This is a genomic window from Deinococcus radiotolerans (genome assembly GCF_014647435.1).
GTDB classification, from domain to species: Bacteria; Deinococcota; Deinococci; order Deinococcales; family Deinococcaceae; genus Deinococcus; species Deinococcus radiotolerans.
The window spans coordinates 1-2,556 of record NZ_BMPE01000043.1 but is presented as its reverse complement, the minus strand read 5'-3'; the positions used below and the strand labels follow the sequence as shown (position 1 = coordinate 2,556).

The 2,556-nt window shown below is 65.6% G+C and carries 2 protein-coding genes; one reads left to right on the top strand and one right to left on the bottom strand.

All coding sequences use genetic code 11. The annotated features are described in order from the left end of the window. Positions 1-105 precede the first annotated feature (105 nt). Positions 106-399: a hypothetical protein gene (locus tag IEY63_RS21985; protein ID WP_189071131.1), complete on the top strand. Its 294-nt coding sequence runs from the start codon at positions 106-108 to the stop codon at positions 397-399. Positions 400-430: 31 nt separating this feature from the next. Here IEY63_RS21985 and IEY63_RS21980 read toward each other — a convergent pair whose 3' ends face one another. After that, positions 431-1,666, bottom strand: coding sequence for an Ig-like domain-containing protein (locus IEY63_RS21980; RefSeq protein ID WP_268239689.1), 1,236 nt, complete (start codon positions 1,664-1,666; stop codon positions 431-433). Positions 1,667-2,556 lie beyond the last annotated feature (890 nt).

Sequence of the window (2,556 nt, the reverse complement as noted above, 5' to 3'; positions counted from 1 at the left end):
CATCCGTCCGGCGCATCCTGGCGCAACTTGAGCACACTCATGTCCCGTTTTGAAGGGTAGTCAGGGTACGAAGGCCCGTTCCTGCCCGGCACCGACCTGCCGGAAGTGGATACGCTCCGCAGCGCCCTGCACGCCCGCTGGCGCGCCGCGGCCCTGACCCTCGCGCAGGAGCCGCCCCTCGCGCAGGCCACCGTCCTCCTAGACCGCCTGCTGCGGGACGATCCGTTCGATCCGGACGCGCTGGACCTCCTGCCCCTCCTGGAGCCCCTGGCCAGCGATCCCGACGTCCGCCGCCTGGCCGCCCAGCTCGGCGCGCAGCACCAGCAGGACCTCGGCACGCCGGACCCCCGCGTCCAGGCCCTCGTGGAGCTCACGGGGCGGGAGGCAGGGGAACGCTGAGTCGCGCTCCCCTGCCTCCCGGTCCGCCCGCTTAAGACCTGATCAGGGCCCACGCGTCGTCATAACTGGAGTGCTGACCGCGCAGGCGGACGAGCACCTGCCCCTGGTCATCCAGGCCCACGGCATTCAGCGCTGCCTGGTAACCGGCCGGGGCCGTGACGGGCCGCAGCGTCCCATCACGGAACACGAAGGACGAGAGTTCGACGCCGCCTTCCAGTTTTGAATCAACGATCCGCCTCAGCAGAAGAACTTCGCCGGCGTTGTTGGCGTCGGTTACGACCCAGTCCGCGCCCGTTGGGAGTGCCGTGACCTGCTTCACGCCCCCGGGCGTCCACTGGGCCAGGTAGATCGGCTCGGCGGTCGTGGTGAAACTCAGGCCCCACACGGTCCCCGCCTCGTCCAGGGCCGCGCCCCGGAAGTTCAGGGCATCGACCGGCGTCTTCGGGAAGAACGTGGTCACGCCGCCCCGGATGATCGCGTTGGCAAATAGCACGTCTCCGGCGGCGTTGGCGTCCTTGACGTTGCAGCCGACGCACCCGTTGAACACCTTCTCGTAAGCTGTCACGCCGCTCTGTCCCGGCGTCCACGCGAACGCATACTCGTAGTCGTCCCGGCCCGTGAAGTCCGTTTCTGAACCGATGACGCGCCTATCAGACGGGCACACCACCTGCACGACCCCAGCCCCGTCCACCGTGGGGAAGGGAATGGCGGTCACCGCGCCGCTCGTGACGTCCACGTAGGTGCTCTGCTCACCGACCGGCACCACCAGATTCCCGGCCTTATCGATGCACATGGGCGCCATTATGTTCAGCGTGGAAGTGGACGGGAGGGTCAGCACCTTCTTCGAGGTGCCCCGGTAGGTGTACAACTCGGTGCTGGCTCCCGAGGTGACCCTCACCCGCAGGACGCTGTAGGCGACCGTGCCGTCCGCGCGGATCGCGCCGTGGAAGGCGGCCGTGTTCAACGCTGCCTGTGAGCCCTTGTAGATGATGGTTGTCCCGGTGGGCGCTGGGGTAGGCGCGCGGCTGACGCTCAGGGTCACGGCGTTCGACGTGATGCCGGCGGCGCTCGCCGTAATGGCCGCAGTGCCAGCCGCGACGCCCGTGACGATCCCGGTTGCACCCGCACGGGCTGCGCCCAGGTTGCTACTGGCAAACGTGAAGATGGGCTGGGTGGACAGCGCCGCGCTACCGGCCGCCAGGCCCTGCGCGGTGCAGGTCGTGGTCGCGTCCACCAGGACGCTGCTGGCAGCGCAGGTGAGGGTGATACGGGCGAGGGTCTGCCCGCCGCCCCCGCCCGTATTCGGCGTGTTGGGGGGGCGTGCAGGCAGTTAGGCCCAGGGCGAGCAGTGCGGAGAGGCTAAGGGTGGGGGTCAGGGCAGTGCGCATCATGTCAGTACCTCCAGAAGTGAGAGGCCCTGAGGGTAAGTAGTGGGCAGGGACACTTGAGGGGACAGATATGGTGCACCCGGCGCCACTGGCTGAATGCCAGGATACGAATCGTCCAGGCTCACGATGTGTCCTGCCTTCATGAATCTGGCGCCCACGTCCGCTGAGGAGGCCGCTCGCCTCCTCGATCTGACCCGTTACTAGGCCCTCGACTCTGAGTTGTACTTCAGCTGGACGCGATAGAAATGGGTCTCAGCAGTTTATATCGGACAATATAAAAGAATTGCGTCATCCTTTCGTTCACCCCGCTTGCACCCCTGATTCTTCTTCGCAAAGCCTTTTGCCGTCCCACCGCTTGTACGTAGTTTGGAAACAGCTCGTGAAGCTTTGGCATGCGCCTCAGCCCAGTCCCCTGGCTGCATCTGGTCGTGGTAGGCCAGTTGCACACATCATGTGCGCGGAACTGCGACTGGTGTCGGCGCGCACCTATTCCCTCCTGGCCCTGGCTGCTCTGACACTCAGTCTGCCAAGCGCGTCGAGTCAAAGCGTCTCCTCACACAATGCAACGGAAGTATTAGCGCTGCGCGGCGACTTTTATGCCGTCACGGTTACTGCACCAGCTGGCACGAAAGGCGCGACCCTCCGGGTAATCATTCAGCTCGGCCCAGCGGAGCAGCCTTCCCACTTTGGGAACCTAGTCCCTACTTCTGACCTTGCCCCTGTTTCCGGTGCCAGTCTGATTGCAAATCGAGCAGCAGACTGGGAGGCG